This window comes from Ramlibacter henchirensis, assembly GCF_004682015.1.
Taxonomy (GTDB): Bacteria; Pseudomonadota; Gammaproteobacteria; order Burkholderiales; family Burkholderiaceae_C; genus Ramlibacter; species Ramlibacter henchirensis.
Genome location: NZ_SMLM01000001.1, coordinates 1,107,949 through 1,134,532 on the forward strand (window position 1 = coordinate 1,107,949; position 26,584 = coordinate 1,134,532).

30 protein-coding genes are annotated in these 26,584 nt (G+C 70.2%); 17 read left to right on the forward strand and 13 right to left on the reverse strand.

The window, feature by feature from the left end; genetic code table 11:
• Positions 1-31: 31 nt before the first annotated feature.
• The 4 genes from EZ313_RS05470 (at position 32) to EZ313_RS05485 (ending at position 4,232) form a co-directional block, all read left to right on the forward strand.
• Complete coding sequence (locus EZ313_RS05470) at positions 32-1,045, forward strand: alpha-ketoacid dehydrogenase subunit beta (protein ID WP_205960373.1); 1,014 nt, start codon at positions 32-34, stop codon at positions 1,043-1,045.
• Between the two features lie 3 nt (positions 1,046-1,048).
• Positions 1,049-2,437, forward strand: coding sequence for a dihydrolipoamide acetyltransferase family protein (locus tag EZ313_RS05475; RefSeq protein ID WP_135262183.1), 1,389 nt, complete (start codon positions 1,049-1,051; stop codon positions 2,435-2,437).
• A gap of 7 nt (positions 2,438-2,444) precedes the next feature.
• Positions 2,445-3,842 carry a dihydrolipoyl dehydrogenase gene (gene lpdA / locus EZ313_RS05480; protein WP_135262184.1) on the forward strand — a complete coding sequence of 466 codons (1,398 nt, stop codon included), beginning with the start codon at positions 2,445-2,447 and terminating at the stop codon, positions 3,840-3,842.
• A gap of 96 nt (positions 3,843-3,938) precedes the next feature.
• Complete coding sequence (locus EZ313_RS05485) at positions 3,939-4,232, forward strand: hypothetical protein (RefSeq protein ID WP_135262185.1); 294 nt, start codon at positions 3,939-3,941, stop codon at positions 4,230-4,232.
• A 10-nt stretch (positions 4,233-4,242) separates the two neighbouring features.
• Here EZ313_RS05485 and EZ313_RS05490 read toward each other — a convergent pair whose 3' ends face one another.
• Positions 4,243-4,773 carry a hypothetical protein gene (locus tag EZ313_RS05490; protein WP_167772517.1) on the reverse strand — a complete coding sequence of 177 codons (531 nt, stop codon included), beginning with the start codon at positions 4,771-4,773 and terminating at the stop codon, positions 4,243-4,245.
• A 148-nt stretch (positions 4,774-4,921) separates the two neighbouring features.
• On the opposite strand from EZ313_RS05490, the gene EZ313_RS23215 reads away from it, so the two are divergent.
• Positions 4,922-5,326 (forward strand): DUF2061 domain-containing protein, encoded by a 405-nt coding sequence (locus tag EZ313_RS23215; protein WP_167772518.1) that lies wholly within the window; start codon positions 4,922-4,924, stop codon positions 5,324-5,326.
• A gap of 8 nt (positions 5,327-5,334) precedes the next feature.
• Here EZ313_RS23215 and EZ313_RS05500 read toward each other — a convergent pair whose 3' ends face one another.
• On the reverse strand, positions 5,335-5,535 hold the full coding sequence (locus EZ313_RS05500) for a hypothetical protein (protein WP_135262188.1): 201 nt from the start codon (positions 5,533-5,535) through the stop codon (positions 5,335-5,337).
• A 101-nt stretch (positions 5,536-5,636) separates the two neighbouring features.
• On the opposite strand from EZ313_RS05500, the gene EZ313_RS05505 reads away from it, so the two are divergent.
• The 5 genes from EZ313_RS05505 to EZ313_RS05525 all read left to right on the forward strand — a co-directional run bounded on the left by EZ313_RS05505 (position 5,637) and on the right by EZ313_RS05525 (position 10,849).
• Positions 5,637-6,065: a hypothetical protein gene (locus tag EZ313_RS05505; protein WP_135262189.1), complete on the forward strand. Its 429-nt coding sequence runs from the start codon at positions 5,637-5,639 to the stop codon at positions 6,063-6,065.
• 100 nt (positions 6,066-6,165) lie between these two features.
• A complete protein-coding gene (locus EZ313_RS05510) occupies positions 6,166-7,929 on the forward strand; it encodes a feruloyl-CoA synthase (RefSeq protein WP_240788535.1) in 1,764 nt (587 codons plus the stop codon).
• Positions 7,930-7,944: 15 nt separating this feature from the next.
• Positions 7,945-8,748 (forward strand): crotonase/enoyl-CoA hydratase family protein, encoded by an 804-nt coding sequence (locus tag EZ313_RS05515; RefSeq protein WP_135262191.1) that lies wholly within the window; start codon positions 7,945-7,947, stop codon positions 8,746-8,748.
• A gap of 159 nt (positions 8,749-8,907) precedes the next feature.
• On the forward strand, positions 8,908-10,059 hold the full coding sequence (locus EZ313_RS05520; RefSeq protein WP_205960338.1) for a DUF3182 family protein: 1,152 nt from the start codon (positions 8,908-8,910) through the stop codon (positions 10,057-10,059).
• Positions 10,043-10,849 (forward strand): alpha/beta hydrolase family protein, encoded by an 807-nt coding sequence (locus EZ313_RS05525; protein WP_135262192.1) that lies wholly within the window; start codon positions 10,043-10,045, stop codon positions 10,847-10,849. The genes EZ313_RS05520 and EZ313_RS05525 overlap by 17 nt, the downstream gene beginning before the upstream one ends.
• 4 nt (positions 10,850-10,853) lie before the next feature.
• Here the strand turns inward: EZ313_RS05525 and EZ313_RS05530 are convergent, their stop codons facing one another.
• From EZ313_RS05530 to EZ313_RS05555, 6 genes are all read right to left on the reverse strand, one after another.
• Positions 10,854-11,345 (reverse strand): hypothetical protein, encoded by a 492-nt coding sequence (locus EZ313_RS05530; RefSeq protein WP_135262193.1) that lies wholly within the window; start codon positions 11,343-11,345, stop codon positions 10,854-10,856.
• Entirely contained in the window at positions 11,338-13,134 is a 1,797-nt protein-coding gene (locus tag EZ313_RS23435) for a family 1 glycosylhydrolase (RefSeq protein ID WP_205960339.1), read from the reverse strand. Before EZ313_RS23435 ends, EZ313_RS05530 begins: the two co-directional genes overlap by 8 nt.
• Positions 13,135-13,140: 6 nt before the next feature.
• Positions 13,141-14,115 (reverse strand): SDR family oxidoreductase, encoded by a 975-nt coding sequence (locus EZ313_RS05540; RefSeq protein ID WP_240788536.1) that lies wholly within the window; start codon positions 14,113-14,115, stop codon positions 13,141-13,143.
• Between the two features lie 44 nt (positions 14,116-14,159).
• The gene (locus tag EZ313_RS05545) at positions 14,160-14,522 is read right to left on the reverse strand and encodes a hypothetical protein (RefSeq protein ID WP_135262195.1); all 363 of its coding nucleotides are present in this window, start codon (positions 14,520-14,522) and stop codon (positions 14,160-14,162) included.
• Positions 14,523-15,227 (reverse strand): RNA polymerase sigma factor, encoded by a 705-nt coding sequence (locus tag EZ313_RS05550; protein ID WP_135262196.1) that lies wholly within the window; start codon positions 15,225-15,227, stop codon positions 14,523-14,525.
• An 86-nt stretch (positions 15,228-15,313) separates the two neighbouring features.
• A complete protein-coding gene (locus EZ313_RS05555; RefSeq protein ID WP_135262197.1) occupies positions 15,314-16,348 on the reverse strand; it encodes a VWA domain-containing protein in 1,035 nt (344 codons plus the stop codon).
• A gap of 126 nt (positions 16,349-16,474) precedes the next feature.
• Here EZ313_RS05555 and EZ313_RS05560 point away from each other — a divergent pair, with 126 nt between their 5' ends.
• Genes EZ313_RS05560 through meaB form a run of 4 tightly spaced genes read left to right on the forward strand, consistent with a single transcriptional unit; the run spans position 16,475 to position 20,382 of the window.
• Complete coding sequence (locus EZ313_RS05560; RefSeq protein ID WP_135262198.1) at positions 16,475-17,080, forward strand: TetR/AcrR family transcriptional regulator; 606 nt, start codon at positions 16,475-16,477, stop codon at positions 17,078-17,080.
• A complete protein-coding gene (locus EZ313_RS05565) occupies positions 17,061-17,483 on the forward strand; it encodes a cobalamin B12-binding domain-containing protein (RefSeq protein ID WP_135262199.1) in 423 nt (140 codons plus the stop codon). The genes EZ313_RS05560 and EZ313_RS05565 overlap by 20 nt, the downstream gene beginning before the upstream one ends.
• Positions 17,480-19,162 carry an acyl-CoA mutase large subunit family protein gene (locus EZ313_RS05570; RefSeq protein ID WP_135262200.1) on the forward strand — a complete coding sequence of 561 codons (1,683 nt, stop codon included), beginning with the start codon at positions 17,480-17,482 and terminating at the stop codon, positions 19,160-19,162. The genes EZ313_RS05565 and EZ313_RS05570 overlap by 4 nt, the downstream gene beginning before the upstream one ends.
• A 5-nt stretch (positions 19,163-19,167) precedes the next feature.
• On the forward strand, positions 19,168-20,382 hold the full coding sequence (gene meaB / locus EZ313_RS23220; RefSeq protein WP_167772519.1) for a methylmalonyl Co-A mutase-associated GTPase MeaB: 1,215 nt from the start codon (positions 19,168-19,170) through the stop codon (positions 20,380-20,382).
• Here the strand turns inward: meaB and EZ313_RS23225 are convergent.
• The 3 genes from EZ313_RS23225 to EZ313_RS05585 all read right to left on the reverse strand — a co-directional run bounded on the left by EZ313_RS23225 (position 20,376) and on the right by EZ313_RS05585 (position 21,439).
• The gene (locus EZ313_RS23225) at positions 20,376-20,546 is read right to left on the reverse strand and encodes a hypothetical protein (protein ID WP_167772520.1); all 171 of its coding nucleotides are present in this window, start codon (positions 20,544-20,546) and stop codon (positions 20,376-20,378) included. The genes meaB and EZ313_RS23225 overlap by 7 nt on opposite strands.
• 122 nt (positions 20,547-20,668) lie before the next feature.
• Positions 20,669-20,902, reverse strand: coding sequence for a hypothetical protein (locus tag EZ313_RS05580; protein WP_135262201.1), 234 nt, complete (start codon positions 20,900-20,902; stop codon positions 20,669-20,671).
• 75 nt (positions 20,903-20,977) lie between these two features.
• A complete protein-coding gene (locus EZ313_RS05585; RefSeq protein WP_135262202.1) occupies positions 20,978-21,439 on the reverse strand; it encodes a DoxX family protein in 462 nt (153 codons plus the stop codon).
• A gap of 213 nt (positions 21,440-21,652) precedes the next feature.
• Here EZ313_RS05585 and EZ313_RS05590 point away from each other — a divergent pair, with 213 nt between their 5' ends.
• A complete protein-coding gene (locus tag EZ313_RS05590) occupies positions 21,653-22,816 on the forward strand; it encodes a flavin-containing monooxygenase (protein WP_205960341.1) in 1,164 nt (387 codons plus the stop codon).
• Here the strand turns inward: EZ313_RS05590 and EZ313_RS05595 are convergent.
• The gene (locus tag EZ313_RS05595) at positions 22,813-23,793 is read right to left on the reverse strand and encodes a M23 family metallopeptidase (RefSeq protein WP_135262203.1); all 981 of its coding nucleotides are present in this window, start codon (positions 23,791-23,793) and stop codon (positions 22,813-22,815) included. The genes EZ313_RS05590 and EZ313_RS05595 overlap by 4 nt on opposite strands.
• Positions 23,790-25,106 (reverse strand): SGNH/GDSL hydrolase family protein, encoded by a 1,317-nt coding sequence (locus EZ313_RS05600; RefSeq protein WP_135262204.1) that lies wholly within the window; start codon positions 25,104-25,106, stop codon positions 23,790-23,792. The genes EZ313_RS05595 and EZ313_RS05600 overlap by 4 nt, the downstream gene beginning before the upstream one ends.
• 233 nt (positions 25,107-25,339) lie before the next feature.
• Between EZ313_RS05600 and EZ313_RS05605 the strand changes: the two genes are divergently transcribed.
• Together EZ313_RS05605 and EZ313_RS05610 are read left to right on the forward strand one after the other, a co-directional pair.
• Positions 25,340-25,636: a hypothetical protein gene (locus EZ313_RS05605; RefSeq protein WP_135262205.1), complete on the forward strand. Its 297-nt coding sequence runs from the start codon at positions 25,340-25,342 to the stop codon at positions 25,634-25,636.
• A 46-nt stretch (positions 25,637-25,682) separates the two neighbouring features.
• The gene (locus EZ313_RS05610) at positions 25,683-26,573 is read left to right on the forward strand and encodes a transglutaminase-like domain-containing protein (protein ID WP_135262206.1); all 891 of its coding nucleotides are present in this window, start codon (positions 25,683-25,685) and stop codon (positions 26,571-26,573) included.
• The last annotated feature ends 11 nt before the right edge of the window (positions 26,574-26,584 follow it).

A 26,584-nucleotide genomic window follows, 5' to 3' on the forward strand; every position in this document is an offset into this window, starting at 1 on the left:
GCAAGAGCTGCTCACCGCCGATGCGGGCGCGATGAAGCAGATGACCATGATCCAGGCGTTGCGCTCGGCCATGGACGTGATGATGGAACGCGACGACAACGTGGTCGTGTTCGGCCAGGACGTGGGCTATTTCGGCGGCGTCTTCCGAGTTACGGAAGGCCTGCAGGCGAAGTACGGCAAGCACCGCTGCTTCGACGCGCCGATCAACGAAGGCGGCATCGTCGGTGCGGCCGTCGGCATGGGCGCATATGGATTGCGCCCCGTCGCGGAGATCCAGTTCGCCGACTACTTCTATCCGGCCAGCGACCAGATCGTCTCGGAGGCGGCGCGGCTGCGCTTCCGCTCCGCGGGCGACTTCACCTGCCCGATCACCATCCGCATGCCCTGCGGCGGCGGCATCTACGGCGGCCAGACCCACAGCCAGAGCCCGGAGGCGCTGTTCACGCACGTGTGTGGCCTGCGCACCGTGATGCCGAGCAACCCGTACGACGCCAAGGGCCTGCTGATCTCGGCGATCGAGAACGACGACCCGGTGATCTTCCTGGAGCCCAAGCGCCTGTACAACGGGCCGTTCGACGGCCACCACGACCGGCCCGTCGTGCCCTGGAGCAAGCATGAACTGGGCAACGTGCCCGAGGGCTACTACCGCGTTCCGCTCGATTCGGCCGCGATCTTCCGGCCCGGCTCGCAGCTGACGGTGATCACCTACGGCACGATGGTCTGGGTGTCGGAGTGCGCCGCGCGCGAGAGCGGAGTCGATGCCGAGATCATCGACCTGCGCTCGATCTGGCCGATGGACATCGAGACGGTGGTCGCGTCCGTCAAGAAGACCGGCCGCTGCGTGATCGTGCATGAAGCCACGCGCACCAGCGGCTTCGGCGCCGAGCTGTCGGCGCTGGTGCAGGAGCACTGCTTCTACCACCTGGAAGCGCCGATCGAGCGCGTGGCGGGCTGGGACACGCCGTACCCGCATGCGCAGGAGTGGGCGTACTTCCCGGGACCCGACCGCGTCGCCGCGGCCTACAAACGCGTGCTGGAGGGCTGAAGCATGGGGATCTATGCGATCAAGATGCCCGACATCGGCGAAGGCATCGCGGAAGTGGAACTCGTCGAGTGGCGCGTGAAGCCGGGCGACGAGGTGAAGGAAGACCAGATCGTCGCGGACGTGATGACGGACAAGGCGACGGTGGAGATCCCGTCGCCCGTGGCGGGGAAGGTGATGGAGCTTGGGGGCCAGCCGGGGCAGCTGATGGCTGTCGGGGCGGAGCTGGTGCGGATCGAGGTGGCGGGGGAGGGGAATGTGAAGCCGGGAACTCCTTCGAAGGCGGCCGCCGCGACCACGGCGGCGATCCCGCCGGATCGGAAGGACGACATCACGGCGGGTTCTGAGTCGGACAACTCCCTCTCCCGCTCGCGGGAGAGGGCAGGGGTGAGGGCTGCGCCCGCCGAACAAACGCCCAAGCTCCCGTCGCATCCCGAACACCCTCACCCCAACCCTCTCCCGCAAGCGGGAGAGGGAGCAAGGCCGCCGCAGGTGACGCCTGCGCCGAGGAGGCAACCCGGCGAACGCCCGATCGCCTCCCCCGCCGTGCGCCGCCGCGCGTGGGAACTCGGCATCGAACTCCAGTTCGTCCACGGCAGCGGTCCCGCGGGCCGCATCGAGCACTCCGACCTCGATGTCTACCTCGCCTCGCGCGGTCAACCGCAGACTGCGGCCGGCACACGCCTGCGCCAGAAGCACGGCGAACAACAGCTGCCGATCATCGGGCTGCGCCGCAAGATCGCGCAGAAGATGCAGGAGGCCAAGCGCCGCATCCCGCACTTCAGCTACGTCGAGGAGATCGACGTCACCGAGCTCGAAACACTGCGCGCCAGGCTCAATGACCGCCACGGCGCCACGCGCGGCAAGCTCACCGTGCTGCCCTTCATCGCGCGCGCGGTGGTGCTGGCGCTGGAGGACTTCCCGCAGATGAACGCGCGCTTCGACGACGACGCGGGCGTGGTCACGCGGCATGAGCCCGTGCACCTGGGCATCGCCACGCAGACCGATTCCGGCTTGATGGTTCCGGTGCTGCGGCATGCCGAAGCCATGGACCTGTGGGCCTTTGCGAAGCAGGTCGCGAGGCTGGCGGAAGCCGCGCGCTCGGGCAAGGCAGCGCGGGACGAGCTGCAGGGTTCCACGATCACCATCAGCAGCCTCGGACCGTTGGGCGGCATCGTGACCACGCCCGTGATCAACCATCCCGAAGTGGCCATCATCGGCGTCAACCGCATCGTCGCGCGGCCGGTGTTCGAGGGCGACGCGGTCGTCAAGCGGCTGCTGATGAACCTCTCGTCCTCGTTTGACCACCGCGTCGTCGACGGCATGGACGCGGCGAAATTCATCCAGGCCATCCGCGCGCTGCTGGAAACGCCCGCGATGCTGTTCGTGGAGTGAGCGGCCGATGAAGACGCTGAACAAGACGCTGCTGGTGATCGGCGGCGGCCCCGGCGGCTACGTCGCGGCGATCCGCGCGGGCCAGCTGGGCATCCCCACGGTGCTGGTGGAGGGCGAGGCCCTCGGCGGCACCTGCCTCAACGTGGGCTGCATCCCCTCGAAGGCGCTGATCCACCTGGCCGGAGAGTTCGAGCGGGCTTGCCGCTTCACGTCGTCGAACCCGCTGGGCATCCGCGTGCAGGAGCCCGCAGTCGACCTCGGGCAGGCGCAGCGCTGGAAGGACGGCGTGGTGGGCAAGCTCACCGGCGGCGTCGGCGCGCTGCTGCGCAAGGCCGGCGTGCAGGTCGTGAAGGGCCGGGCGACGATCGTCGACGGCAAGACGGTCGACGTCGCCCCGCACGAAGGCGAGCCGCTGCGCATCGCCTGCGAACACCTGCTGCTCGCGACCGGCTCCGTGGCCGTGGACCTGCCCAACCTGCCCGTCGGCGGGCCGGTGATCACCTCGACCGAAGCGCTCGCGCTGACGGAGAAGCCGCAGCATCTCGTCGTGGTTGGCGCCGGCTACATCGGCCTGGAACTGGGCTTCGCCTGGCGCAAGCTGGGCGTGGATGTCGCGGTGGTCGAAGCCACCGGCCGCATCCTGCCGGGCTACGACGAGGAACTCACGCAACCGGTGCTCGCGTCGCTGCGCCGCCTGGGCATCACGCTGCACCTGAACTGCAAGGCCGAGGGCCTGACCGACACCGGCAACGGCTTGCGCGTGCGCAGCAGCCAGGCCGACGAGTACGTGCTGCCCGCCGACAAGGTGCTGGTGGCGGTCGGGCGCGTGCCGCGGACTGCGGGATTCGGGCTCGAATCGCTGCAGCTGGACATGGCCGGCCGCGCTGTTCGGACCGACGAGCAGTGCCGCACTTCGATGCGCAATGTCTGGGCGATCGGCGATCTCACCGGCGAGCCGATGCTCGCGCACCGGGCGATGGCGCAGGGCGAGATGGTCGCGGAGATCGTCGCCGGACGACGCCGTCGTTTCGCGCCGATGGCGGTCCCGGCCGTGTGCTTCACCGATCCCGAACTCGTGGTCGCAGGCCTGTCGCCCGATGAAGCCGAGGCGCGCGGGATGGACGTGCAGGTCGCCTCATTCCCGTTCGCCGCGAATGGCCGCGCGCTGAGCGTCGAAGGCAGCGAAGGCTTCGTTCGCGTCGTCGCCCGCAAGGACACGCACCAGGTGCTCGGCTGGCAGGCAGTGGGGCAGGGTGTGTCGGAGTTGTCGACCGCGTTTTGCTATGCGATCGAAATGGGCGCGCGGCTGGAGGATGTCGCGGGGATCATCCACGCGCATCCGACGCTGGGAGAGGCGGTGCAGGAATCGGCGCTGCGGGCGCTGGGGCACGCGTTGCATATCTGAGCCACTGAACGCACGCAGGCCCCCGCTTCTTACATCCTGTAGCGATGTTTGCCTGGGCGCAATCGTCGCGCTCCAGTGAACGCGCAGGATCAACGCATGAACATTCGGCGCATCGCTATCACGGCCGCCGCTCTGGCTGCAGCAGGCCTGCTGGGCGGCTGCGCGGTCTATCCGGCGCAGCCGGCTTATACGAGCTATCCCAGCGCGCCAGTCGTCTACAGCAGCTCACCCGGCGTGGCGCCGGCTCCGGTGGTCGTGGCCCCGGCGCCTGTGTACGTGGCGCCGCCGCCCGTCTATTACGGCCCGGCCGTCTACCCGTCGATCAGCCTTGGCATCTTCGGGCGATTCGGCGGGCACCGTCACCATCACCGCCACCACCATCGCCACTGATCCCGCGTGACTAGATCGTCACGCGCCGCACCCAGCTGGGCGTGCTCTTGCGCAGGAACAAAAGCCGCACGAGTGGCAGCAACAGCACGCTGAGCGTCAGTCCCGTCAGCAGCGACAAGGCCGTATGCAACGCGGTCGCAAGGCGCTGCTGCGTCGGCGACGGCTCGCCCTCGGCAGGCGCAGCAGCAACCGGTTCGCGGCACTGCGCATCCAGCAGCTTCACCGTCTTGCGGCCATCGGGCTCCACCACCTCGACGCGGCAGCGCACCACTTCATCCGCTGAGGGCTTGGCGCCGATCAGCGCCAGCGCATAAGGCGGGGGCGAGCCGGCCGGTCCCCAGGGCGCGAAACCGACGAAGCACGCGGCGCCCATCAGCGGCAGCGCGAGCGCCATCCAGATCGCGAAGAACATCCGGAAGCCTCGTGGCGACATGCCGCGGCGGGTGCGGCGCTGGGCCTTGCAGCGGTGGCAGACCGTGACGTGCGGGGCCAGCACGGTGCGGCAGAACGGGCACCGCAGCTCATCCTTGCGTGGCGTCATCTCTTCCTCTTCCCTCCGAGGCCGACATGATCGCGCAGCTCGACCGTTCTTGCAGACGCTCCCTTCCTGCTTTTCGTGCCGGAGTTGGCAATCGCCGCCATCGGCAAGTCCAATCCCGCTCATCCGCATCCGTCCCTACCATGGATGCATGCGTTTGCGCCGCCTCGACTCTTCCGTCGCCAAGACCGCCTCCTTCGCCGTGATCCACCTCGCGATCGCGGTCGCGCTGGGCTGGCTGTTCACCGGCGGCTTCGTTCTGGGCGGGCTGCTGGCTTTCATCGAGCCGGCCGTGAACACGCTCGTGGCGCACAACCTGGAAAGGGCCGTGGCGCGCGCGAGGATCGCGCCTCGCCGCCGCGCAATCCTGTTGTCGAGTTCCCTCGCGGGCTCGCACCTGGTCGTCGCCATCGGCGTCGGCTGGACGCTCACCGGAAGCTTCGTCGCGGCCAGCGCGTACGCGGTCGCCGAGCCGCTGGCCAACGCCGTGGCGCACCACTTCTTCAGCCGCTGGTGGGACGCGCGGCGCGCCGCAGCGCTGCCGGAACCGGCCTGACGCGCAGTTCAGCCGCGCGGCACGGCCGCGAGTTCCCACTGCCGGTCGTGCTCGGACCGGCGCAGGATGTAGGGGCCGTCATCCGTGGCCACCTTCCACCAGCGCATGCCGGGCCCATACCAGCGGTCCAGCACCGCATGCACGGGCAGGCGCCTGCGGCCGAACCACACCACGGCGGGATCGGCCGGCCCGGCGGGATCGAATTCCACGCGGATTTCCACCTGCACAGGATAGTGCGCGACGAGCTCAGCAGGCCCCTTCGCCGCGGATTGCCCACAATGGAGCGTTTCCTCATTCATGCGAGTGCATCGTGAACACCAACGTCCCCAATGCCGATCTCATCCGTGCCGTGCTGGACGGCCAGGTGGTCCAGGTCACGCCGAACGAGGACGGCTGGACCGACATGGACCCGAGCGTGGCTGTCGCGACCCTGGTGCGCGCCGCGCCCGGGCTCAAGTTCCGGCTGAAGCCGCGGACCATCGTCGAATGGCTGCCCGTCTTCAAGGGCAAGGACGGCGCGGGCCTCGGCAATGTCTACGTGGACCGCAGCCGCATCCCGCGCGAACTGCCGGCCGGCCCGGTGGTCAAGGTGATCCGCCTCGAGCTCGACGCGGAGAGCCTCGAGCCCTTGTCAGCCACCGCCGAACCTTACGAAGCCGCGCCGCCCGTGCGTCCCGCGCCGCGTGAGCGCAATGGCGCGCCCGAGCGCGTCTGGCCCGGCGCGCGCGTCGAAGCCTGAGTTTCCCTAGCCCGGTGCGGCGTGTCGCGCCGGTACAGTGCCTGCCCGCTGTACCGGAAAGGAACACATGCCGCTGGAATGGCTAGCTGACCCTTCGCTCATGGCCCCGCCGCGGGCGGTGCGCGTGCCGCTGGACGACGGCTGCTTCGTGCTGCGCTCGCCCGAGGCGCTCAAGCCCTATGCGCGCTGCATCGGCGAGTGGATCGAACACTGGGCCTCGACCACGCCCGACGCGCTCGCGTTCGTGGAGCGCCAGCCCGACGGCGGCTGGCAGCGACTGAGCTGGATTCAGACGCGCGAGCGCATCGGCCGCATCGCGCAGGCGCTGCTGGACATGAAGCTGCCGGCCAACGCGCCGGTCGTGGTGCTCTCGGACAACGCGCTCGAGCACCTGCTGCTCGCGCTGGCCGCGATGCACGTCGGCATTCCCGTCTGCACGGTGTCGAGCGCCTACTGCCGGCTGACCAGGGACTACAGCAAGGTCCACGGCATCCTCCACACGCTCGGGCCGGCCCTGGTCTACGCCTCCGATGCGGCGGTGTACGGCCCCGCCGTCGCGTCCAGCGGACTGCAGTGCCCCGTCGTGTTCGGCCGCGGTGCAGAGACGCATCGCGGCGCGCTGCCGTTCGATGCGCTGCTGGAGCAAAAGGAAGGTCCCGGCGTGCGCAAGGCGTACCAGGCCATCACGCCGGACATGCAGGCCAAGTACCTGCTGACGTCCGGTTCCACCGGCCATCCCAAGGTGGTGATCAACACGCACCGCATGCTCTGCGCCAACCAGCAGATGATCGCGCAGGCCTGGCGCTTCCTCGAGAAGGAAAAGCCGGTGCTGGTCGACTGGCTCCCGTGGAGCCACACCTTCGGCGCCAACCACAACCTGCACATGGTGCTGCGCAACGGCGGCACGATGGTCATCGACGAAGGACGGCCCGCGCCCGGGCTGATCGAGAAGACGCTGGCGAACCTCGCCGAGGTGCAGCCGACCATCTGGTTCAACGTCCCGCGCGGGTTCGACGTCGCGCTCCCGCTGCTGGAAGCCGACGCGCAGCTGGCCCGCAAGGTGTTCGCGCGGCTGCGCGTCCTCTTCTACGCCGGCGCCGCGCTGCCGCAGGCCACCTGGGAAAGGCTGCAGGCCCTGGCGCGCAAGGTGCGCGGCGAGGATGTCTGGCTCACGACGTCCTGGGGCTCGACCGAGACTTCACCCGCGATCACCAGCGCACACTGGCAGCTCGATCGCGCCGGCGTCATCGGCGGCGTGCTGCCCGGGCTGGAGATGAAGTTCGTGCCCAACGGCGAGAAGCTGGAACTGCGAGTGCGTGGCGTGAGCATCTTCCCCGGCTACCGCGACGCCCCGCACCTCACCGCGCAAGCCTTCGATGCCGAGGGCTACTACTGCATCGGCGATGCCGGCTTCCTCGCGGACGAAGCGCATCCGGAGCGCGGCGTGGTCTTCAACGGCCGAGTGGCCGAGGACTTCAAGCTCACCACCGGCACCTGGGTCTCGGTCGGCACGCTGCGCGTCAAGGTCGTGTCGGCATTGGCGCCCTTCGCGCAGGACGTGGTGGTCACCGGCCACGACCGCCACGAGATCGGCGTGCTGGTGTTTCCGTCGCCCGCGGCCGCGGGCCTGCCGCCGCAGGAGCTGGCGACGAAGATCGGCGCCGCGCTGCGCAAGCTGCGTGACGAAGGCGCTGGGTCCTCGTCGTGCCCCACGCGCGCGCTGGTCCTCACCGAGCCGCCGAGCGCCGATGCCGGCGAGATCACCGACAAGGGCTACATCAACCAGCGGGCGGTGCTTCAGCGCCGCGCAGCGCTGGTCGAAAGCCTGTATGCGGGCGGCGAGGGCGTGATCCTCGCGGCCTGACCCGGGAGCGTATCGATGCAGCAGACCGAAACGCGTGTGCGCGTCAGCGTCGGCGCCGACGGCGTGGCCGAAGTCGCGCTCGCCCGTCCCGGCAAGATGAACTCGCTCGACCCCGCGATGTTCGAAGCGATCCGCGATGCGATCGAGCGCCTGCGCGGCGACGCGTCGGTGCGCGCCGTGGTGCTGCACGGCGAGGGCCGCGCTTTCTGCGCCGGCCTGGACAAAGGCAGCTTCGAAGGCATCGCGAAAGGCGGGAAAGGCTTCGACGACCTGATGGCACGCACCCACGGCCTGGCCAACGCCTGGCAGCAGGTGGCCTGGGGCTGGCGCGAGCTGCCGGTGCCGGTGATCGCCGCCGTGCATGGCCTCGCCTTCGGCGGCGGCCTGCAGATCGCGCTGGGCGCCGACGTGCGCTACGTGCGGCCGGACACGCGCATGTCGGTGATGGAGATCCGGTGGGGCCTGGTGCCCGACATGGCCGGCTGCGTCTTCATGGCCGAGCTTCTCCGCACCGACGTCGCCCGCGAACTCACCTTCACCGGCCGCGTGGTCGAAGGACCGGAGGCGGTGCAGATCGGCCTGGCCACGCGCGTGTGCGACGACCCGCTCGAACAGGCGCGGGCCACCGCGCGCCAGATCGCCGCCGGCAGTCCCGATGCGCAGCGTGCCGCGAAGCGGCTGCTCAATGCTGCCTCAGCCGTGCGGGCCGGCGCGGTGCTGCTGGCCGAATCGCGCGAGCAGCAGGCGTTGATCGGCAGCCCGAACCAGGTCGAGGCCGTGCGGTCCGCGCTCGAGGGTCGCGCGGCGCAATTCCGCTGAGGGCCGGCACCACCGTGATGCGCTCGCGACGCTGAGCCACGCGAGCGCCGCTCCGCGCGCCGCATCTCGCGCCTTCGTCCGACATGCCGCCCGGAAGCGGCCATTAGAGTGGGTCGGGCGGCGCGCCGGTCCGGCCGCGCCGAAGCGGAAGGAGGGCCCTTGTCTGCCGCCATCAGCAGCGCCGTGTTGAGTGCCGACGCGGCCGTTCGCGGCACGGTCGTCGCGCTCGCGCCCGACGGAAGCGAGCCGGGGTGCACGCACGACCGCGTCACGCTCGCGGGCTTCGTCCGCGCCATCGCGCGCCTCAAGGGCTACGAGGACGCCGGCGTCTACGAGCCGGGACGCTCCTACGAGGGCAGCGTCTATTTCGTGCCGAGCGACACCATCACCAGCCAGCAGGCGGCGCGCCTGGGCATCCGCGGCCCTTCCGACCTGTTCGGCGGCGTCGTGCCGCAGCCGTTCATGGCGACCAAGGCGATCAGCCATTCGCTGGTCGATCCCACGGCGGCCAGTCCGCGCGGCTGGAACCCGGACTTCGCCGCGCGGCTGGGCGACGTGCTGCTGGACGGCCACTCCGCATTCAGCCGCGACGATGCCCATCGTGCCGGCCTGCGCCTGCTGCAGAAGGGGCCGGTGCGGGTCAAGCCGGTGCGCGGAAAGGGCGGCGCCGGCCAGTCTGTCGCGCGCGATGCGTCCGAACTGCAGTCGGTCCTGCAGCAGCTGGATGCGGACGAGATCGAAGTGCACGGCGTGGTGCTGGAGGAGCAGCTCGCGGACGTGCGCACCTTCAGCGTGGGACAGGTGCAACTGGACGACCTCGTCGCCAGCTACTGGGGCGTGCAGCGCCTGACGCGCAGCAACACGGGCCAGGAGGTGTTCGGCGGATCCGACCTGACGGTGGTCCGCGGCGGCTTCGATGCGCTGCTGGGGCAGGGCCCCGCGCCGGAGTTCGACCACGCCATCGCCCAGGCGCGGCGTTACGACGAAGCGGCGCATGCGTGCTTCCCCGGCTTCTTCGCATCGCGCCGCAACTACGACGTGGCGCTGGGGCATTGCACGCGCGGACGCTGGCGCTCGGGCGTGCTGGAACAGTCGTGGCGGGTGGGCGGCGCCACCGGCCCCGAGCTCGCCGCACTGGACGTGTTCCGCCGCGAGCCGGCGCGCAAGCGCGTGCGAGCGATGGGCGTCGAGATCTTCGGCGACAGCCCGGAGCCGCCGCCGCACGCCATCGTCCATTACCGCGGCGAGGACCCCAAGGCCGGGCCGCTGACGAAGTACACCGTGGTCGATCCCGATGTCCACCCGAGCTAACACGATCGACATCGCCGTCGACGGCAAGCACATCGACGGCACCCTGGTCGCGCCGGACACCATGGTGCCCGGCGTGCTGCTGGTGCACGGCTGGGACGGCAGCCAGGACCAGTACATCGCCCGCGCCCACGAGATCGCCGCGCTGGGCTGCGTGTGCCTCACGTTCGACCTGCGCGGCCACGTGCGGCACCAGGACGAGTACAACACCGTCAGCCGCGAGGAGAACCTGCAGGACGTGCTGGCCGCGTACGACGTGCTGGTCGGCCATCCCGTCGTCGACCCGCGCGCCATCGCCATCGTCGGCAGCAGCTATGGCGGCTACCTCGCCGCGCTGGTGACTGCGATGCGACAGGTGCGCTGGCTCGCGCTGCGGGTCCCGGCGCTGTACCGCGACGAGGATTGGCACGTGCCCAAGCGTCAGCTCAAGCGCGAAGACCTGGCCGCGTACCGGCGCAGCCGCGTCGCCGCGGAAGAGAACCGCGCGCTGCGTGCCTGCTCGGCGTTCGAAGGCGATGCGCTGATCGTCGAATCCGAGCACGACCCGGTGGTGCCGCACCAGACGATCCAGAACTACAAGGCCGCCTTCACGCGCGCACGTTCGTTGACCTACCGCGTGATCCCGGACGCCGACCATGCGCTCACCGAGAAGAAGTGGCAGCAGGCCTACACGGCGCTGCTGGTGCACTGGATGGGCGAGATGGTGCTCAGCGCCCGGACGGGCAGCACGGGCCCGGGGGCGCAGGAACCGCTGGCGACGACGGACGAGCAGGCGCTGGGCGAAGCGGATTAGCGCGTTACCGCCATCCACCCTTTCGAGCCGCGGCGGGCGTCCTCTCCTCCAACCCGCTGCGCAGCGGCCGGTGGACCCAGCCGAAGACGGCGCCGAGCACCAATCCCCAGGCGAGCTGTCCAAGCAGCAGGCCCAGCGCGGGGGGGCCGGTGAGGAGCGGATCGCCGGGGATCCATTGCAGCAGCGGCACCGCAACCGCCTGCCAGAGCAGGTAGCCGTAGGCCATGCCGAACAGCCAGCCGCCCGCGGGATCGTTGGCGGCCCGCTGGAACAGCAGGCCGTAGCCGGCGCCCCCGAGGGCCATCACGGCGGCGTGCAGCAGGAGGGTGGCCGGCATCGCAGCACCAGCGGCGTCGGCAAGCCGGTCCAGGCTTCCGAACGCGAACAGCACGCCGATCGCCGGAAGGTCCGCGATCAAGCCCGCGATCGCGCCGGCGGCCAGCGGCCGCTGCGTCGGGCCCGCGTCGAGCCCGTGGGCGCGGAGCATCTCAAGCATGGACCGCCTCCTGCTCTTCGCGAACGGCGGTTCCGCTGGCGTGGAGTACGTCCTCGATGCGCGGGTCGCCCTCCAGCTCCTTCGAATACATCTTCACGAGGTGGCGGTACGCCTGCCCCGTGATGCGCGGATCGCGGTTGAGGTCGAACAGGCCCACGGGACTCACGATCCCGCGCGGGCTGCGCAGGGCCACGTCCCAGTCCACCTGGTCGATCAGCGAATACCAGGTGAAGCCCACCACGGGCACGCCCGAAGCGCGCAGCATCTGCACGTTGTGCCACTGGCGCCAGAGCCATCGCGGTCCCTCGCGCGCGTCCATGTGGTTGGTTTCGGTGTGCATCAGCGGCCGGCGGTAGCGCGCGTGGTACTGGCCGGCGATCACGGTCCAGCCGAACAGCTCGCCCAGCGACCTCGGCGAGCCCGCGTGGTCGATCACCTTCTCGTTCCAGTCGTAATAGTCCACGCCCAGGATGGCCCGCCGGCGCACGTCCTGGTTCATGAACCAGGTGTATTCGGCGTCCGGCATGCCGCAGCGCCGCACGTGTTCGCGCATCTGCTCGCCCAGCGGCCGCGCGTACAGCAGGTCCAGCGGGAGGAAGCGCCGCTCGTTCTCGAACGTGGCGATGTCCTGGATGCGTCCATCGGGACAGCAGGCCTGGTAGAACTCGCTGCTCTCGCTGTTGACGAAGATCGCGCCGGGCCGCTCGCGGGCGATCGCCTGCATCATCAGCACGCTGGCACGCGCCTGGTGGCGCACCGCCCGGACGAAGGACACCTCGTCGCGGCGCTGCTCGTTCCAGGCACCTTCCAGCGCGCTGAGCCGCGCGCACACGTACATCTCGTTCACCGGCGTGTAGAGGCGCACCGCGGGATACCGTGCCGCGAAGGCCCGGGCGTATTCGGCCAGCGCATCCGGCACCTCGGGGTTCTGGAAGTTCTCCAGCCAGTCCGGCAGGCCGAAGTGGCACAGGTCCATGATCGGCTCGATGCCCAGCCGCTGCATCTGCGCCACCACGTCGTCGGTGAAGGACCAGTCGAAGCGGCCGGGCCCCTCGAACACGCGGTGCAGCGGCGGGCCGTAGCGCAGCGCCTGCACGCCGAGGCTGCGCACCAGTTCGAGGTCGGTGCGCCAGTGGCGGTAGTGGCCGGTTGCTTCCATCAGGTCGAGCCGCCAGCGGCCGCCTTCCAGCGTGGGGTAGCTGCATTCGATGCCGGTGGCGAAGAGGAAGCGCAGGTCGCGCGCGGCGGCTGATCCTTCAGGCGCCGGCCGCCCGGACCTTGCGATCGGCGGCGGGGAACTGCCGGTGCTGCGGCCCACCGGCCGCGTGTACAGCGCGCCCAGCGTCGCGCCCCAGACCAGGTGCCCGGCTGCGATGGCCAGCAGTCCCGCCCAGCCGCCCTCGGTGCCGAACAAGCCGGAAAAGGGCATGACGCCTTGCTGCACGAGCGGGTTCATCAGCTCGAGCTGCGGGCGCATGGCGAACATCGCCAGCGGCATCGGGATGAACGAGAACGCCAGCCCCTGCAGCGCGGGACGCACCGGCAGCAGGGACCAGAAGAAGTAGGCATAGAACGCCGCCCACAACGCCCCCACGATCAGGTGGACCGCCATGCCGGCCAGCCACCAGCCGAGCGGCCCTGCATCCGGCAGCGCCACCGTTCCCAGCAGGTGCACGATGTCCGCGACGGGCCATCCCAGCAGGATCAGCGGACGGGCCGCCGCTTCCCACGCCGCTGCGCCTGCGGCGCCCGCCCACAGGGCCTTGCGGTACGCGACGCGTCGGATCATCGGGCTTCACCTGTTCCGTCGGCCGGCGAAAGCAGCGGTGAAGAAGGCGCCCAGCACCGCCAAGCCGATCGCGCCGCGCACGGCTGCGGGATTCAGCGCGTGCGCACGGCGCCGCGCGCCGTCCGGGAAAGGACCTTCCACGCCGGCATCGGCCGCAGCCGGGGCGTCCAGGATGTCGAACCTCGTGTCCGTCGAGCCCTTGGCCTGCTGCGGCCCGAAGGCGGTGCGGGCCAGCAGCCGGTCGAGCAGCCCCGGCCCCAGCATGGTGCCGAGCAGCGCCTCGAGCACGGGCGCGCCGACCCAGAGTTCACGCGGCGCGTCGAGCGCTGCCTTGACGATCGCGCGGGCGGCCGCCTCGGGGTGGTAGACCGGACCGACCGGCCGGTGCCGCGTCGGCATGTGGGTCCGCGTCCAGTTGAACTGCGGCGTGTTCACGCCCGGCAGGTGGACCATCGACAGCCGCACCTGGCTGCCGGTGTGCAGCAGCTCGCTGCGAAGCGAATCGGTGAACGCGCGCAGCGCCGACTTGGCGCCGCAGTAGGGCGCCTGCAGCGGGATCGAGCGGTACGCCAATGCGGAACCGACCTGCACGATCGTGCCGCGGTTGCGCGGGCGCATGTGCTTCAGCGCCGCCAGCGTCCCGTTCACGGCGCCGAGGTAGGTCACGCGCGTGACCCGCTCCCACTCCGCCGCGGGCACCTCCCACGACGGGCCGAACACGGACAGCATCGCGTTGTTGACCCAGACATCGAGCTGTCCCCATTCGCGCATCACGCGATCGGCCGCCGCCTTCACCGGCTCGGCATCGGCCACGTCGCACGGGACGACGAGCGCCTCGCCGCCCGCGGCCTGTACGTCACGCGAAGCGCCTTCGAGGCCCGGCTGCCCGCGGGCCAGCAGGGCCACCCGCCACCCCATGCGGCCGAACGCGATGGCGCTCGCGCGGCCGATGCCCGCGGACGCGCCGGTGATCACCGCCACCGGCCTGCCGCCATCGGTGGCGGACCTGCGTTGCCGTCGCCAACCTATTTCCATACCGCGACGGCCAGCACGACCAGGCCGATGACCGCGATCGCCGCGTGGACGAGGACCATCCACACGGGCAGTGCCAGCCCATTGGCGTGGTAGCGCAGGTTCAGCATCAGGCCGCCCAGGGCCGCCACGACCAGGAGTGCGAGCCCCAGGGCTGCGCCGCCGGGGAAGCCCGAGACGATCCCGGCGTACAGGATCAGCGTCAACCCGCTTCCCGCCAGCAGGCCATGGCCCATGGCCATCCAGTGGGGTGGACGCGGCCGCCCGGAGAAGCGCAGGCCGGCCATCAGCAGCCCTCCGGCGCCGGTGAGCGCGAGCAACACGACAGCGGTGCGGAACATCAATCCTGCTTCCATTCAGGCATCTCCTTGGGTGGGGTCGGTGAGGATGGCCCGCATCACGCCGGCCACGATCCGGTCGCAACGGGGTCCGTCGAAAGAGAACGCGTCGTCCATGGCGAAGTCGACGTCGCGGGCGAGCGCTTCCCTGAGCTGGGCGCGCGCGCGGAAGAAACGGGTGCGCACGGTGGCCTCCTGGATGCCGAGGGCCTGCGCGACTTCCTCGACGCTCATCTCCTCGAGCGCCCGCAGCATGAACACGGAGCGGAACTGCTCCGGCAGCCGGTCGATGTGGCGCTCGATGATGCGCGTCAGCTCGGCGCGCTGGGCGGTGAGCTCGGGATCGTGCATGGGGGTGTCCGGCTGCATCGACGTCTCCTCCTCGGACGGAACACCGGGCGCGCCGAGCGGCACCACCACGCCGCTGCGCCGGCGCACGCGGGACAGGGCCTGGTTCATCGCGATCCGCACGAGCCAGGTCGACAGGCGCGATTCGCCGCGGAACGTGGGCAGCGCCCGCCACGCCTTCAGCCAGGCGTCCTGCACCGCATCCTCGCTTTCCGCGTCGTCGCGCAGGATGCTGCGCGCCGTGCGGTACAGCAGGCGGTTGTGGCGCCGCATGATGAGCTCGAAGGCCATGGCGTCGCCGGCGGCCGCACGCGACAGCAACTCCGGTTCGGTGGACGCATCGGGGCGCGGGGGGAGCGGTTGGGGTGAACTCATCGGATGGGGACCTTCCGTGCCGACGTATGACGCAGCACGAGGCCCGCGCGTTCCCGCCGGGGGAACGCTACCGCGATTCAAGTCGTTCAGGCGATGCGCCGGAACCAGAGCACCGACAGCGTTCCCGCGGCGAACATCACCACCGCCGATGCGAGCGCGAGCAGCGCGGTGAGTTCGTTCTCGCGGGTGACGATCTCCACGCGCGAGCCGAGGTTCTCGTAGACGCTGCGAAGTTTCTCGGCGGTGCCCGCGTAGAAGTACTCGCCGCCCGTCATCCGCGCCACCTCGCGCAGGGTGGGCTCGTCCAGCCGCAGGTAGATCGGCATGCCCTCGGCGGAAGCGGCCTCGCCGTCCACCGTGCCCAGCCCCACCACGTAGATGCGCACGCCGCGGTCGGCCGCCATCTTCGCCGCCAGCAGCGTGTCGATGCCGGTCGTGCGGCGGCCATCGCTCAACAGGATGATCGCGGCGGAGCGGTACGAGCCCGGCGGAACCGGCTTGATGTTCCTGGGTGGCGGCTTGTCCTTCTCGTCGAGGCTGCGCCCGTGCAGCCTGCCGCCGGCCGCCAGTTCCTCGAGGTCCAGGCCGTGGTCGGGGAACAGCTCCGTCAGGCTCATCACGATCGCGTTGCCGACGGCGGTGCCCATCTGCATCTGGAAGCCGTCGATCGCCGCCACCAGCGACTTGCGGTCCAGCGTCGCCCGCTGCGCGACCTGGGTGCTGCCTGCGAAGGTGACCAGGCCGACCTCGATGTCCGCCGGCAGGTCGTGCAGGAAGAGCTTGGCCGCATCCTGCGCGGCAGCCAGCCGGGTGGGCTTCACGTCGGTAACGCGCATGCTGAGCGACACGTCCATGGTCAGGATGATCGTGGTGCGCGCCCAGGGAAGCGCCACCCGCGCCACCGGCCGCGCCGACGCGAGCAGCAGTCCGGCGCACGCCAGCAGCAGCAGGGCGGGCGGCACGTGCCGGCGCCACTGCGAGCCTGCTGCTTCGCGGACGACCTTGACGCTGCTGTAGCGCACGGCCAGTCGTGCCCGGCGGCGCAGCAGCCAGATGTAGAGCACCGGCAGCAGCGCGAGCCCGAGCATCAACCACAGGTATTGAGGCCACAGGAAAAACATCTCGGATGCTCGCCGCGCTGGTGCAGTGCATCGGCATCGTGCGCCCGAAGCGGCGCGTTGGCAACCGCGCGTGTTGACTCCGCAGGCGTTCTTGCGCAGACTAAACCAAACGAACGTTTGCTATTCATGCCCGCCGCCCAGAAAGCCTTGCGCGCCCCGCGCGCGGACAACCGCATGCCCGAGCTGCTCGATGCGGCGGCGCGCCTGTTCGCGCAGCGCGGCTATGCGGCGACGTCCATGCGCGACATTGCGGTCGCGGCCCACATGCTGTCGGGCTCCCTCTACTACCACTTCCCGTCCAAGGACGAGTTGCTTCTCGCGGTCTACCGTGCGGGCGTCGAAGAGCTGGAGAAGGCCGGCCAAGAAGCGGTCGAGCGCGAGTCCGATCCCTGGCTGCGGCTGGAGGCGCTGTGCCGGGCCCACCTGGAAACCGTGCTGCGCGACAGCGACTACGCGCAGGTCCTCATCCGCGTGCTGCCGGACGACATTCCGCGCATCGCCGACCGCCTGCGCGCCTTGCGCGAGAACTACGAACGCGCGTTCCGGGACGTGATGGCGCGCCTGCCGCTGCCGCCCGGCACCGACCGCCGCGCGCTGCGGCTGATGCTCATCGGGGCGCTCAACTGGGCCCCGTTCTGGTTCGACCCCCAGGGACGCGACTCCCCGCGCGTCCTGGCGAGGAAATTCGTGGGACTGGTGAAGGAGACGCAGGATGGCCGCACGTCCGCCTAGGGTGATCGTGACGAAGATCGGGTTCGACGGGCACGACCGCGGCAGCCGCGTGATCGCCGCCTGCCTGCGCGATGCGGGCATGGAGGTGATCTACACGCCGCCGTGGCAGGAGATCCCCACCGTGGTGAAGCTCGCGATGGAAGAGGACGCCGACGTGATCGGCATCTCCTCGCTGGCCACCGACCACCTGATCGTGCCCAGGCTGATGTCCGCGCTGCGCGATGCCGGCATGGGGGACGTCCAGGTCATCGTGGGCGGCATCGTGCCCCATCGCGACGAGGCCGTGCTGCTCGAAAGCGGCGTCGCCCGCGTGTTCCATCCCGGCACGTCGCTCGACGACGTGGTGGCCGAGGTCCGGGCGCTCACCGCGAAGCGCCGCCAGATGCAAGGAGCTTCCGCATGAACGCCATCCTGAAGCCCACGCCCGGCGAGCTGCCGGAAGAGGGCCACGAGCGCTGGTCGGCCGAATTCGCCGCGGCCGTTCCCGGTGATGCGACGACCTTCAACCGTTCCGGCATTCCGATCAAGCCGCTCTACACGCCGCGCGACTGGAACGGCCAGGCCTGCGAGCAGCACCTGGGCTATCCCGGGCAGTACCCGTACACGCGCGGCATCTACCCGTCGATGTACCGCGGCCGCAGCTGGTCGCAGCGCCAGCTGGTCGGCCTGGGCGTGCCCGAGGACTACAACCTGCGCGTCAAGGAAGTCCTGCGGCTGGGCGCATCGGCCCTGTCGCTGCTGCCCTGCAACTCCGTCTTCCGCGGCTATGACGCCGACGAAGTGCCGCCCGAGCTGCTGGGCACCTGCGGCACCGTGATCAACCACGTGGGCGACATGGAGGCGGCGCTCGACGGCGTGCCCATCGGCGACATCTCCACCGCGATGAACGATCCCACGCCGTTCACCCTGCTGGCCTTCGAGCTCGCCGTGGCCAGGCGCCGCGGCGTGCCGTGGAGCCGCATCACCGGCACCTCCAACCAGAGCGACTGCATCTCGCACTTCGTGGCCAACCACATGTTTTTCCGGCTCGCGCTGCAGGGCGCGCGGCGGGTGATCGTGGACCACATCGCGTTCTGCAACGAGCAGGTGCGCGGCTGGAATCCGCTCTCCGTCGTCGGCCAGCACATGCAGCAGGCGGGCGCCACGCCGGCGGAGGCCATGGCCTTCACGCTCTGCTCGGCGATCCAGTACGCGGAGGACTGCATCGCCCGCCGCATGGACCCGGACGAGTTCCTGCCCCGCTTCACCTTCTTCTTCGACATCTCCATCAGCTTCTTCGAGGAAGTGGCGAAGTTCCGCGCCGGCCGCCGCATCTGGGCGCGCCTGTGCAAGGAGCGTTTCGGCGCGAAAGACCCGCGCTCCTGGCGCTTCAAGTTCCACGGGCAGACGTCGGGCGTGGACCTCACGCGCCAGCAGCCGCTGAACAACATCGCGCGCGTCACGGCGCAGGCGATGGCGGGCATCTTCGGCGGGCTGCAGTCGCTGCACACGGACAGCTACGACGAGGTGTTCTCCACGCCGACGGCCGACGCCGCCCGCATCGCTGTCGCCACGCAGAACGTGCTGCGCGAAGAGGCGCATCTCACCGATGTGATCGATCCGCTCGGCGGCTCTTTCTTCGTCGAGGCGCTCACCGACGAGATGGAGAAGAAGATCGAATCCCTCATCCGCATGATCGACGAAGCCGGCGGCATGTACCAGGCGGTGGAGAAGGGCATCGTGCAGCAGATGATCGGCGACTCGGCGCTCGCCTTCCAGAAGAAGATCGACAGCGGCGAGCAGACGCTCGTGGGCGTCAACGCCTACCAGGTCGAGGAAGACCCGGCCGACTATCCGGCGCTGGAGTACCCCGACCCGCAGCGCATGAAGGCCTACCTGGAGCGCCTTGCGCAGTTCAAGCGCAGCCGCTCCAACGCCGACGTGCAGAAGGCCCTCGGTGAGCTGGCGCGGTCGGCCAACGACCCCCAGCTGAACGTGTTCGCCCATGTGGTGTCGGCCGCCGAAGCGGGTGCGACCCACGGCGAGATCTGCCGCACGCTGCGCGAGGAACTGGGTTTCGGGCACGTGCTGGCGATGGTGTGACCGCCTTGGACGAGAGCCTCACCCGGAGAATCCTGCGCGGCGACCGCCGCACGGTGGCGCAGGCGATCAGCTGCCTGGAAGCCGGCGACGAGCGCGCGATCGACGTGCGCCGCGCCATCGCCGCCCACCAGGGCAGGGCGCATGTGATCGGCGTCACCGGCCCGCCCGGCGGCGGCAAGTCGACGCTGGTCTCCGCCTTGATCAAGGGCCTGCGCGAGCGCGGCCGCACCGTGGCCGTGGTGGCCGTCGATCCGTCGAGCCCCTACACCGGCGGCGCGGTGCTGGGCGACCGCATCCGCATGGGCGAGCACCAGGCCGACGAAGGCGTGTTCATCCGTTCGCTGGCTTCGCGCGGGCACCTGGGCGGCTTGGCGACCGCCGCCGCCGACGTGATCGACCTGTTCGACGCGGCGGGCTTCGACGTCGTGCTGGTGGAGACGGTGGGCGCGGGCCAGTCCGAGGTGGAGATCACCCGTTATGCCGACACGCGCGTGGTCGTCTGCCCGCCCGGCCTGGGCGACGAAGTGCAGGCGATCAAGGCCGGTGTGCTGGAAATCGCCGACGTCTTCGTTGTCACCAAGGCGGACCTCCCCGATGCGCGAAGGACCGAGTCCGAACTGCAATCCATGCTGGGCCTGCGCCGCAACGCGAGCTGGACGCCCGTGGTCCGGAAAGTGTGCGCGACTTCCGGCGAAGGCATGGACGCGCTCCTGAACTGGCTGGACGATCGCCCACAGCGCGGGCTGCGCCATGCGTCCGTCGGCGAGAACAAGGCACGGACGGTGGTGACCGGGTGCCTGGCGGCCGACAACTTCGGCCAGTCGCTAGGCATCGAGCTCGTGTCGGCGTCCGCCGGCAACGTGACGCTGCGCATGCAGGTGCGGCGCGAGCACATGAACTTCAACAATCGCTGCCACGGCGGCGCCATCTTCGCGTTCGGCGACATGGCGCTGGGATTGGCCTGCAACTCCCATGGCCAGATGGCCACGCTGGTGGACAGCGGGATGAGCATCTCGACCGCCGTCGAGGAAGGCGAGTGGCTGATCGCGCAGGCGACCGAGGTCTCGCGCTCACGCAAGATCGGCAGCTACCAGGTGAAGATCACGCGGGCGCGGGACGACGCGCACGTGGCGCTGCTGCACGGCACGGTGTACGTGCTGGACCGGCCGGTCGAAGTGGCCGGGAGCGCGCCGCAGACCGGCGCGACGCAGGCTCAGTAGCCGCCGCCTCCGCCCCCGCCGGCGCCGCCGCCAGGATCGGCGCTCGTGCTGCCCGCCGACGTGCCGCTGTTCGGGGACCTCCCGGTCGTCTGGCAACCGGCCAGCGCGGCCGCGAGCACGATCAGGAACACGGTGAGCGGACGGACGACGGATCGTGACAGCATGGAAGGCTCCTTTCGGGTCGCAGGGCGACACCGCAGGAGGTTCATGCTATGCCGGGCGACTGCGAATGCAAGCCGGCTGCAACCGCGAGCCGACTACCTCGCGCGAGCGCCCGTTGAGCTGTCTACTTGTCTTCGCTGTCGGGAAGCGCCAGGTCGGCTGCAGCACCGACGGCCTTGCCCGTCAGCCTGACGGTGCCGATCGCCGCGTCAGCCGCCAGGCCGCCGGCCGAGATGGCCAGGGAAGCCGCCGTGTCCACTGCCGTCACGACGGCGCAGCCGCCCAGCGATGCACCGCAGGCAACGAGAAGGAGGGCGCTGGCGGCGCGGCGGCTGGGGGCGAGGTGGATCAACGGCATCGATGGCGGCGAATTCTATGGATGGGCTGTAACACCGCTGTAGCTGTGCGGTAAGCAACTGTGCGGTCGCGTCCCCTAGGCTCGCGGACGCCGCGCGACCATCGCCCAGATCCACCCGACGATGAACAGCTGCAGGGGGCCGCGGATCAGCAGGTACGCGGGGCCCCACGCATGTCCTCCCATCGGCACGTGCTCGAGCGCCGCATGGATGTTCGCGGGGAAGAAGGCCACGAGCGCGGCAAGGGCGGCCCAAGCGGCAGTTCGCCGCCAGCGCGTGGTGAAGAGTCCGAGGGCGATGACGATCTCCAGCACACCCGTGGCGTACACGAGCGCTTCGCGTGCCGGGACCCAGGGCGGCAGCATCTGCGCCATGGGCGCGGTCTGCGTGAAATGGCCGCTGGCCGTGAACAGGAACAGCAGGCCTGCGCCCCAGGCCCCCGCCGCGGCGGGAACAACCTGGCTGCGCCAGCGCGCGAGGGCGCGGGAGGCCAGGTGGGGCAGGGTGAGGATCAGGAGCATGAGGACCGGCGTGACCATGATCGGGCTCGGGTGAGTAGTGGATGCGCCACTGTGCGTCGCCGGAACATGGGCGGCCAGCGGCCTGCGACGGGATGCAGGATCGATGGAGCTGAATGCGGCTGCGGCGGAGTGAATCGCATGCGGTGCAGGAGCATGTTGCGCAACGGATGAGGCATCCGGGGCGCGCTCACGGGCAGAATCGACTGCCTCGACCAGAAGTCCGGAGGCACCGTGTCCCCATCTTCACGCGAGCCGATCGACGCCCAGGTGCTGGTGATCGGCGCCGGCCCGGCCGGCCTGGCCGTTGCGGGGTCGCTCGCGCATCGCGGCGTGCGGGCCGAAATCGTCGAGCGGGGCGAGGCGCTGGGCACCTCCTGGCGCAACCACTACGAGCGCCTTCACCTGCATACGGTCAAGCAGTACTCGGCGTTGCCCCACTTTCCTTTCCCGAAGCACTACCCGCGCTACGTTTCGCGCTCCCAGTTCGTCGAGTACCTGGAGGCGTATGCGCGGGCCTTCGGCCTCCGGCCTCGGTTCGGCGAAGAGGTCGAGGCCATCACCCGCGACGGCGCTCGCTGGCTCACCCGTTGCGCAAGCGGCTTGTCATTCCTCACCGGCTGCGTGGTGCTCGCGACCGGGGCCAACCGCTTCCCGAACCGCCCGACCCTGCCCGGTGAAGAGGACTACGGCGGCCGGCTGCTGCACAGCGCGAGCTACCGCGACGCGCAACCTTTCGCGGGCCAGCGGGTGCTCGTCGTCGGCATGGGCAACACGGGAGCGGAGATCGCGCTGGACCTGGTCCAGCATGGCGCGCGCGCCGCCCTGTCGGTGCGGTCACCGGTGAACATCGTGCCGCGCGACGTCCTGGGCCGGCCCACGCAGCTGACGGCCATCGCACTCTCTTACCTGCCGGACAGCGTCGCGGATCGAATCTCAACGACGGTCCGCCGTCTCGCCGTGCCGGACCTGCGGCCTTACGGGATCGAGGTGCCTGCGATGTCGCCGCTTCGGCAGTTGCGGGAGCACGGACGCACGCCGGTGATCGACGTCGGGACCGTGGCGTCGATACGCAAGGGCGAGATCGACGTGCGTCCCGGCATTGCGGCCATGACGCGCGACGGCGTGCGCTTCGCCGACGGCCGCGAGGAAGCCTTCGACGCCGTGATCCTGGCGACCGGCTACCGCGCGGACGTGGCCAGGCTCTTCCCGCAGGCGCAGGTGCCCGTGCGCGACAAGGGCCTGCCCGCCGAAATCGCAGGAACAGGGCCGTTCGCGGGCGTGTACTTCGTGGGATACGACCTGCGGCAGACGGGCGGCTTGCTGCGAAGCATCGGCAAGCAAGCGCTGCAGGTGGCCGAGTCGGTGGTCGAGCGAGTGGCCACGGCGCCGGCCTAGAGGCTGAACTCGAAGCGCTGCTCCAGCACCGTCTGCTCGCGCTGGCGCACCACGTACTCGCCGACATACCGCCCCTTGGTCCAGCCACCGGACGGACGTCGCACGCCGGCGAAGATCATGCTTTGCGCCTGGTCGTTGCGCAAAGGCTTTGCGGTGTTCGACGCGAGCACCGCGCCGTCCGGCCCTTTCAGCGTGACGGTCTGCACGTCGCCGGCCTTGAGGCCGATCCCCCTCGCGTACGCGAACAGGGTGGCGTCGTCTCGGGCAGGTGCGCCCAGGCCCTCGTCGATGGCCGTCATGCTGGGCCGCTGCGAACTGAAGCCGGCGTTGAGCACCGAGCGGTGCTTGTAGCCGAGCATCTGCGTCAGCTCGGGCCGCCAGAGGCTGCGGCCTCCCTGGCACTCGCCCTCCGGCGCGCCGTACGCGAAGGGATCGACGACCCGCCGGCCCTGGCGCACGCTGAAGTGCAGGTGCGGGTACTCCGTGCGGCCGGACAGCCCGACGCGGCCGATGACATCGCCGGCTTTCACGGAGACGCCGGGCTTCACCGCGATGCTGCCATTCGCCAGATGACAGTACTGGGTCTCGAAACCGCCTTCATGGGCGATGAGGACGCCGTTGCCGCAGTCGCGCCCCTCGAGCGCGGCCGTGCCGGTGGCGCGGACCGACACATCGGCGAGGCCGTCGCGCACGCGCAGCACCCGGCCGGCCGCAGCCGCCAGCACGGCCACGCCTTCGTTCTTTTTGGCCAGGTTCGGCAGGCGGAAGTCGACGCCGGTGTGGCCCTGGTAGCTCCTCGTGCCGCACTGGTAGTCCTTGACCCCCGGGCCGGGATCGCGGTCGACGTAGTTCTGGATCTCGCAATCGACGCCGACGCGGCACTGGATCGGCAGCACCAGCGTCGGCGGCTCTGACTGCGCCAGCGCGAGCGACGACGCGAGCAGCGGCAGCGCGCAGAGGACGGCGAAAGCCCTCAAGGCCAGTTCGCAGCCGCCAGCGACTGGTTGACGGTGGCGGCCAGCAGGCGGTGGCCCGCGGGCGTGGGATGGAAGCCATCCGAGAACGCCCAGGTCGCCCACCAGCCCGCCCCTGCGCCAGGCAACGCGGCGTCGAGCACGGCCGACGTGCAGGTCTGCAGGTTCCACTCCGGCAGCCCCCTGGAACTCAGGCCCGTGACCGGGCAGGCCGCGCGGACGGCATCGCTCAGGCCGAATTCGGCCGCTCGCGCGATCTGCTCGTCCACGGCCGCGCGAACGTCCACGAGCAACACCCGTGGATCGGGTCCGAGCCGGCTTTGCAGCCGCGCATTGAACGCGGCGACGGCCTGCTGCACGGCGGCCCGGATCTTCGCGGCTTCCTCCGGGCCCTCTTCCTGCACCAGCTTCTCGAAGGCCGCGGTGAACTTCGGGGTGAGCGTGACGTCGGGGATGTTCAGCACGGCGACGCGTGTGGCGCCGCGTTCCAGGGCGTGCGACGCGATCGCCTCGGCGAGTTCATCGGCGGCGTCTTCCATGTACAGGAAGGCGCTGCGGGCCAGGCTGTCGTCACCGCGCACGGTCGACAGCAGGTCGCGCACGCTCACCTCGCGCCCCAGGAACGCCAGGAAAGCGAGCAGGCCGGTGCGACTGGTCACCGCGCCCAGGTAGGCCGCCGCCAGGTCGGACGCATCGTTGCCGCCGCCGTCCACCAGCACCAGGTCGCCGGGGGCGAAACTGCCGATGGCCGCCGCGGCTTCGCGCAGCTGGCCGACGATGCTCTTCGGGCCGTCGCCGAGCACGATGCGAGCGCCGCCGACGGCGAAATTCGTGCAGGTCGGATCGCCCCGCGGCACGATGCCGCCCGCGCCGTTGTCCATGTAGTAGCTGCAGGCGGCGGCCAGTCCATACGCGGCCGCGACCAGCTCCGGCAACACGGGGAAACCGGCCGGGTTGCCGGCGTCCTGCACCGTGAACTTGAAGCCGAAGGTGCCCACGTCGGCGAGGCTGTCGCCCGCCACGATCACGCGCGACACGCCCTTCAGCAGCGAACTGGCCGCGGCGGGTGCGGCGGGCGCTGCAGCAGCTGCGGGCGCAACGGACACGGGGTCCGCCACGATGGGCGCGGCGGCGACGGGCGTTTCGGCGCCGGCAATCTCTCCGCCGCCTCCACCACCGCACGCGGCGAGCAGGAGCGCTCCCAGGCAGGCGGCCAGCAGGCGCGGCGGACATCGTGTCGCGATCGGATCACGTGCGCGCAAATGCAGCCGCGCGGACATGCCGGCGGATGCGGGGTGCTGCTTCGTGCTTCGCATGCTGGGCCTCCTCTCCTGATGCGCTGCAAGGCGCCGGTGGAGGATAGAAGCGCAAACCCTTCAGTGGAGCTGGGCAGTGAAATCTTTCACGCGCGATTGCCGGCCGCCAGCCCGGCAGTGGGCCGCAGTCCGCCGGAAGCATTTGGCAACTCTTTGTGCTGCGGAGCGTGCAAGCGTCGAGAACGCGCACACTCCAGATCCACCCTTTTCTCCAATGGCAGCACACGCTCACGATGAATCGCAATCGACGTAAGGCTGACCACGCCAACGAGCAGTGGCAACGGCACAGCGACGACGAGGCGCGTGCCCGGGCGGCCCAGCAGGAGAGCGCCGGCGGCACCCATCAACCCGTCGAAGGTCCGCCGCCCTACGGCAACGAGCAGGTGAACCTGATCGCCGCGGAGATCGAGCGGGAGGTCACCGACCGTTGCGCGCGACTCGTCGAAACCTGGCCGGTCGGCGCCGGCGACGAAGCCGCCGCCGGACTGCTTCGCGACCTGGCGCAAGCCATCCGGCGGACCCGCCCCTGATGGCGCGGTGGCGAGAGCTGCGCGGGCAAGTGCGAGCGAAAGTCCAATGAACGTCTCCCCGCCGATCCGCATGTCGTATTCGGTCGAGCTCGCCTACCAGGTGAACCAGCCCGGTGCGGACTTCGTGCTCAACGTGCATGCCGCGCGCACCGCCTCGCAGCGCGTGGTGTCCGAGCACCTCGAGATCTCCCCGCCGATGGCCTGGCAGGAATACGTCGACCCGGCCAGCTCGTCACGGCTGCTGCGCCTGCGCGCGGACACGGGCAAGCTGGTCGTTCGCTACCACTGCGCCGTGGATCTCGATCACGTGAGGGCCGATCCCTCGGGGGTGCCGGAAAACTGGATCTGCAACCTGCCCGGCGCCGTGTTGCCTTACCTGTACCCGAGCCGCTACTGCGAGTCCGACACGCTCAACGCGTTCGCGCGCGAGCAGTTCGGCAGCGTGCGCCAGGGCTACACGCGCGTCCAGATGATCTGCGAATGGGTCCAGCGCAACATCAGGTTCGTTTCCGGGAGCTCGGGCGGCACGACCACCGCGGCCGAAACGCTGGCCGGCGGCGAGGGCGTGTGCCGGGATTTCGCCCACCTGATGAGCGCCCTGTGCCGGGCGCTGAACGTGCCCGCGCGGTTTGCCACGGGCCTGGATTACGGCGCCGACCCTGAACTCGGCCCCACCGATTTCCACGCCTACGTCGAGGTGTACCTCGGCACGCGCTGGTACATCTTCGATCCGTCCGGGACGGCCGTCCCGATGGGGCTGGTGCGCCTGGCGTCCGGCCGCGACGCCTCCGACTGCGCCTACGCGACCATCTTCGGCGACGTGACGCCCCTCACGCGCTGGTTGACCGTGCAGCCCACGGCCGGCGGCGACGGCCAGGTCCGGCTGCCCTTCAAGTGCGCCGAGGCGCTGTCGACCGATTCCGCGGCGCTGGCTTGATGTGAACCCAC

Bases quoted from the DNA above. Each gene is read 5' to 3' on its own strand.
- EZ313_RS05470 (WP_205960373.1), top strand. From the start codon at position 32: ATGAAGCAGATGACCATGATCCAGGCGTTGCGCTCGGCCATGGACGTG.
- EZ313_RS05475 (WP_135262183.1), top strand. From the start codon at position 1,049: ATGGGGATCTATGCGATCAAGATGCCCGACATCGGCGAAGGCATCGCG.
- lpdA (WP_135262184.1), top strand. From the start codon at position 2,445: ATGAAGACGCTGAACAAGACGCTGCTGGTGATCGGCGGCGGCCCCGGC.
- EZ313_RS05485 (WP_135262185.1), top strand. From the start codon at position 3,939: ATGAACATTCGGCGCATCGCTATCACGGCCGCCGCTCTGGCTGCAGCA.
- EZ313_RS05490 (WP_167772517.1), bottom strand. From the start codon at position 4,773: ATGACGCCACGCAAGGATGAGCTGCGGTGCCCGTTCTGCCGCACCGTG.
- EZ313_RS23215 (WP_167772518.1), top strand. From the start codon at position 4,922: ATGCGTTTGCGCCGCCTCGACTCTTCCGTCGCCAAGACCGCCTCCTTC.
- EZ313_RS05510 (WP_240788535.1), top strand. From the start codon at position 6,166: ATGGCCCCGCCGCGGGCGGTGCGCGTGCCGCTGGACGACGGCTGCTTC.
- EZ313_RS05515 (WP_135262191.1), top strand. From the start codon at position 7,945: ATGCAGCAGACCGAAACGCGTGTGCGCGTCAGCGTCGGCGCCGACGGC.
- EZ313_RS05525 (WP_135262192.1), top strand. From the start codon at position 10,043: ATGTCCACCCGAGCTAACACGATCGACATCGCCGTCGACGGCAAGCAC.
- EZ313_RS05530 (WP_135262193.1), bottom strand. From the start codon at position 11,345: ATGCTTGAGATGCTCCGCGCCCACGGGCTCGACGCGGGCCCGACGCAG.
- EZ313_RS23435 (WP_205960339.1), bottom strand. From the start codon at position 13,134: ATGATCCGACGCGTCGCGTACCGCAAGGCCCTGTGGGCGGGCGCCGCA.
- EZ313_RS05545 (WP_135262195.1), bottom strand. From the start codon at position 14,522: ATGGAAGCAGGATTGATGTTCCGCACCGCTGTCGTGTTGCTCGCGCTC.
- EZ313_RS05550 (WP_135262196.1), bottom strand. From the start codon at position 15,227: ATGAGTTCACCCCAACCGCTCCCCCCGCGCCCCGATGCGTCCACCGAA.
- EZ313_RS05555 (WP_135262197.1), bottom strand. From the start codon at position 16,348: ATGTTTTTCCTGTGGCCTCAATACCTGTGGTTGATGCTCGGGCTCGCG.
- EZ313_RS05560 (WP_135262198.1), top strand. From the start codon at position 16,475: ATGCCCGCCGCCCAGAAAGCCTTGCGCGCCCCGCGCGCGGACAACCGC.
- EZ313_RS05565 (WP_135262199.1), top strand. From the start codon at position 17,061: ATGGCCGCACGTCCGCCTAGGGTGATCGTGACGAAGATCGGGTTCGAC.
- EZ313_RS05570 (WP_135262200.1), top strand. From the start codon at position 17,480: ATGAACGCCATCCTGAAGCCCACGCCCGGCGAGCTGCCGGAAGAGGGC.
- EZ313_RS23225 (WP_167772520.1), bottom strand. From the start codon at position 20,546: ATGCTGTCACGATCCGTCGTCCGTCCGCTCACCGTGTTCCTGATCGTG.
- EZ313_RS05580 (WP_135262201.1), bottom strand. From the start codon at position 20,902: ATGCCGTTGATCCACCTCGCCCCCAGCCGCCGCGCCGCCAGCGCCCTC.
- EZ313_RS05585 (WP_135262202.1), bottom strand. From the start codon at position 21,439: ATGGTCACGCCGGTCCTCATGCTCCTGATCCTCACCCTGCCCCACCTG.
- EZ313_RS05600 (WP_135262204.1), bottom strand. From the start codon at position 25,106: ATGCGAAGCACGAAGCAGCACCCCGCATCCGCCGGCATGTCCGCGCGG.
- EZ313_RS05605 (WP_135262205.1), top strand. From the start codon at position 25,340: ATGAATCGCAATCGACGTAAGGCTGACCACGCCAACGAGCAGTGGCAA.
- EZ313_RS05610 (WP_135262206.1), top strand. From the start codon at position 25,683: ATGAACGTCTCCCCGCCGATCCGCATGTCGTATTCGGTCGAGCTCGCC.